2 rRNA genes are annotated in these 5,143 nt (G+C 55.8%); both read right to left on the minus strand.

The features are described from left to right. Positions 1-94: 94 nt before the first annotated feature. A 23S ribosomal RNA gene (locus HMPREF2833_RS00005) occupies positions 95-3,215 on the minus strand. Between the two features lie 371 nt (positions 3,216-3,586). Continuing rightward, a 16S ribosomal RNA gene (locus HMPREF2833_RS00010) occupies positions 3,587-5,117 on the minus strand. The 16S and 23S rRNA genes sit together here, the layout of an rRNA operon. Positions 5,118-5,143 lie beyond the last annotated feature (26 nt).

Here is a 5,143-nt window from a genome sequence, read left to right on the forward strand (position 1 = left end):
TCGGGCCCGGGTTGCGTGTCCTCCCGTGGGGTGGGGGTTGTTGGTGGTCAACCACATAGTGAACGCGAACACCACACTTGATGACTGTTTGTGTGTGTATAAGTCTTCGGTGTATTAGTACCAGTCAGCTCCACGCCTTGCAACGCTTCCACACCTGGCCTATCAACCCAGTCGTCTACTGGGCACCTCACACCCCTCAAAGGGGTTAGGAAATCTCATCTCGGAGCAAGCTTCCCGCTTAGATGCTTTCAGCGGTTATCAATCCCGAACGTAGCTAATCAGCGATGCTCCTGGCGGAACAACTGACATACCAGAGGTTCGTCCGTCCCGGTCCTCTCGTACTAAGGACAGGCCTCCACAAATTTCCAACGCACGCAGCGGATAGGGACCGAACTGTCTCACGACGTTCTGAACCCAGCTCGCGTACCGCTTTAATGGGCGAACAGCCCAACCCTTGGGACCAACTCCAGCCCCAGGATGCGACGAGCCGACATCGAGGTGCCAAACCATGCCGTCGATATGGACTCTTGGGCAAGATCAGCCTGTTATCCCCGAGGTACCTTTTATCCGTTGAGCGACGGCCATTCCACAATGTACCGCCGGATCACTAGTCCCGACTTTCGTCCCTGCTCGAGCTGTCACTCTCACAGTCAAGCTCCCTTGTGCACTTACACTCAACACCTGATTGCCGACCAGGCTGAGGGAACCTTTGGGCGCCTCCGTTACTCTTTAGGAGGCAACCGCCCCAGTTAAACTACCCATCAGGCACTGTCCCTGACCCGGATCACGGGCCGAAGTTAGATGTCCAGAGTGACCAGAGTGGTATTTCAACAACGACTCCACCACCACTAGCGTGATAGCTTCACAGTCTCCCACCTATCCTACACAAGCCACACCGAACACCAATACCAAACTATAGTAAAGGTCTCGGGGTCTTTCCGTCCTGCTGCGCGAAACGAGCATCTTTACTCGTACTGCAATTTCGCCGAGTTCATGGTTGAGACAGTAGGGAAGTCGTTACTCCATTCGTGCAGGTCGGAACTTACCCGACAAGGAATTTCGCTACCTTAGGATGGTTATAGTTACCACCGCCGTTTACTGGGGCTTAAATTCTCCGCTTCGACCCAAGGGTCTAACAGGTCCTCTTAACCTTCCAGCACCGGGCAGGAGTCAGTCCGTATACATCGTCTTACGACTTCGCACGGACCTGTGTTTTTGATAAACAGTCGCTTCCCCCTAGCCTCTGCGACCCCACCCAGCTCACACAGCACGTGTGCTCACCAGACAGGGCCCCCCTTCTCCCGAAGTTACGGGGGCATTTTGCCGAGTTCCTTAACCATGATTCTCTCGAACGCCTTAGTATTCTCTACCTGATCACCTGTGTCGGTTTGGGGTACGGGCGACTAGAACCTCACGTCGATGCTTTTCTTGGCAGCATAGGATCACCGAATTCCCTCACCTAAGAGAGTCCCATCACATCTCAGGCACACAACCCGCGGATTTACCAACGGGTCACCCTACATGCTTAGACCAGGACAACCATCGCCTGGCTCGGCTACCTTCCTGCGTCACACCTGTTAACACGTTTACCTCCCCGGATCAGGTCCCACGCTCCCCACACACCCCGCGTACCACAAGGGCACACGGTCATGGTGGTTCGGGTGGTTAGTATCCCCGGTTCAGTAGGGTCGGTTCTTCGTCGGTACGGGAATATCAACCCGTTGTCCATCGACTACGCCTGTCGGCCTCGCCTTAGGTCCCGACTCACCCAGGGCAGATTAGCTTGACCCTGGAACCCTTGATCATCCGGCGGACGGGTTTCTCACCCGTCTATCGCTACTCATGCCTGCATTCTCACTCGTTGAGGTTCCACCACTGGGTCACCCCGCAGCTTCACTACCCCAACGACGCTCCCCTACCCACAACACCACCTCAACCACAAACGGCTCAGCTATACGGTGTCATGCCACAACTTCGGCGGTGTACTTGAGCCCCGCTACATTATCGGCGCGGAATCACTTGACCAGTGAGCTATTACGCACTCTTTCAAGGGTGGCTGCTTCTAAGCCAACCTCCTGGTTGTCTAAGCAACTCCACATCCTTTCCCACTTAGCACACGCTTAGGGGCCTTAGTTGATGGTCTGGGCTGTTTCCCTTTCGACTATGAAGCTTATCCCCCACAGTCTCACTGCCACGCTCAACTTGACTGGCATTCGGAGTTTGGTTGACGTCAGTAACCTTGTAGGGCCCATCAGCCATCCAGTAGCTCTACCTCCAGCAAGCAACACGCAACGCTGCACCTAAATGCATTTCGGGGAGAACCAGCTATCACGGAGTTTGATTGGCCTTTCACCCCTACCCACAGCTCATCCCCTCCATTTTCAACTGAAGTGGGTTCGGTCCTCCACGCGCTCTTACACGCGCTTCAACCTGGCCATGGGTAGATCACCCCGCTTCGGGTCTAGATCACGCCACTCACAACGCCCTATTCAGACTCGCTTTCGCTACGACTACCCCACACGGGTTAATCTCGCGACGTAACACTAACTCGCAGGCTCATTCTTCAAAAGGCACGCTGTCACCCCTAAAGGCTCCAACGGCTTGTAAGCACACGGTTTCAGGTACTATTTCACTCCCCTCCCGGGGTACTTTTCACCATTCCCTCACGGTACTGATCCGCTATCGGTCATCAGGAAGTATTCAGGCTTACCAGGTGGTCCTGGCAGATTCACACGAGATTTCACGGGCCCCGTGCTACTCGGGAGAACGTCACACCACGACAATGACAGTTTCGTCTACGGGACTCACACCCCCTACGGTCTGGCACTCACCACCAGTTCGACTACCACCACGCCACAGCGCCCAGGGTGGCGACCCCAGGAACAACGCATCCCACAACCCCGATCATGCAACCCTCGCCAGGTATCACACACAACCGGTTTAGCCACCATCCGCTTTCGCTCGCCACTACTCACGGAATCACTGTTGTTTTCTCTTCCTATGGGTACTGAGATGTTTCACTTCCCCACGTTCCTCCTCGCACCCTATGAATTCAGATACGAGTGACTACGCATAACACGCAGCCGGGTTACCCCATTCGGAGACCCTCGGATCACAGCTCGTTTATCAGCTCCCCGAGGCTTATCGCAGATTTCCACGTCCTTCATCAGCTCCTGATGCCAAGGCATCCACCGTGTGCTCGTAACAACTTATACGCCACACAACACAAATAAATCATCAAAGAACACACCACACACCCCAACAGGGTGCGCGGCGTCAAAGATGCTCGCGTCCACTATGTAGTTGACAAACAACAACCCACCAGCACCACCCCACCAGAACAACCGTCCCAGCTTCGTGGTGCTGCGGGAAACCAACCAACACCAGCGTGTTGATCGACAACCCAACAATGTGCCACCACACCACCACCCCAACACCACCACCAGGACTGTGCCCGGTCGTGTTCCCGTGTCAGGGAGCAGCGTGTCCGCTTGCTGATATTCCACCCATGAGCATCAACCACACCCCCACCACAACGGTGAGGATCGTGGGCGCCGGCCACACGGCCAGCCACTGTGCTCCTTAGAAAGGAGGTGATCCAGCCGCACCTTCCGGTACGGCTACCTTGTTACGACTTAGTCCCAATCGCCGGTCCCACCTTCGACGGCTCCCCCCACAAGGGTTAGGCCACCGGCTTCGGGTGTTACCAACTTTCGTGACTTGACGGGCGGTGTGTACAAGGCCCGGGAACGTATTCACCGCAGCGTTGCTGATCTGCGATTACTAGCGACTCCGACTTCACGTGGTCGAGTTGCAGACCACGATCCGAACTGAGACCAGCTTTTTGGGATTAGCTCCACCTCGCGGCATCGCAACCCATTGTACTGGCCATTGTAGCATGCGTGAAGCCCAAGACATAAGGGGCATGATGATTTGACGTCATCCCCACCTTCCTCCGAGTTGACCCCGGCAGTCTCCTATGAGTCCCCACCATCACGTGCTGGCAACATAGAACGAGGGTTGCGCTCGTTGCGGGACTTAACCCAACATCTCACGACACGAGCTGACGACAACCATGCACCACCTGTACACCAGCCCCACAAGGGGGAAAGACCATCTCTGGCCCGGTCCGGTGTATGTCAAGCCTTGGTAAGGTTCTTCGCGTTGCATCGAATTAATCCGCATGCTCCGCCGCTTGTGCGGGCCCCCGTCAATTCCTTTGAGTTTTAGCCTTGCGGCCGTACTCCCCAGGCGGGGCACTTAATGCGTTAGCTACGGCGCGGAAAACGTGGAATGTTCCCCACACCTAGTGCCCAACGTTTACGGCATGGACTACCAGGGTATCTAATCCTGTTCGCTCCCCATGCTTTCGCTCCTCAGCGTCAGTAACAGCCCAGAGACCTGCCTTCGCCATCGGTGTTCCTCCTGATATCTGCGCATTTCACCGCTACACCAGGAATTCCAGTCTCCCCTACTGCACTCAAGTCTGCCCGTACCCACTGCACACCCGGGGTTAAGCCCCGGGCTTTCACAGCAGACGCGACAAACCGCCTACGAGCTCTTTACGCCCAATAATTCCGGACAACGCTTGCGCCCTACGTATTACCGCGGCTGCTGGCACGTAGTTAGCCGGCGCTTCTTCTGCACGTACCGTCACTTTCGCTTCTTCCGTGCTGAAAGAGGTTTACAACCCGAAGGCCGTCATCCCTCACGCGGCGTCGCTGCATCAGGCTTTCGCCCATTGTGCAATATTCCCCACTGCTGCCTCCCGTAGGAGTCTGGGCCGTGTCTCAGTCCCAGTGTGGCCGGTCACCCTCTCAGGCCGGCTACCCGTCGTCGCCTTGGTGAGCCATTACCCCACCAACAAGCTGATAGGCCGTGAGCCCATCCAAAACCAGTAAAACCCTTTCCACACACCACCATGCGGTGACATGTCGTATCCAGTATTAGACCCAGTTTCCCAGGCTTATCCCAGAGTCAAGGGCAGGTTACTCACGTATTACTCACCCGTTCGCCACTCATCCACCCAGTGCAAGCACCAAGCTTCAGCGTTCGACTTGCATGTGTTAAGCACGCCGCCAGCGTTCGTCCTGAGCCAGGATCAAACTCTCCGTCAAAAAATTCAACAGAAACCACCCACCAC

The sequence above is a fragment of the Kocuria sp. HMSC066H03 genome, assembly GCF_001812045.1.
In the GTDB taxonomy this organism is placed as follows: domain Bacteria; phylum Actinomycetota; class Actinomycetes; order Actinomycetales; family Micrococcaceae; genus Kocuria; species Kocuria rhizophila.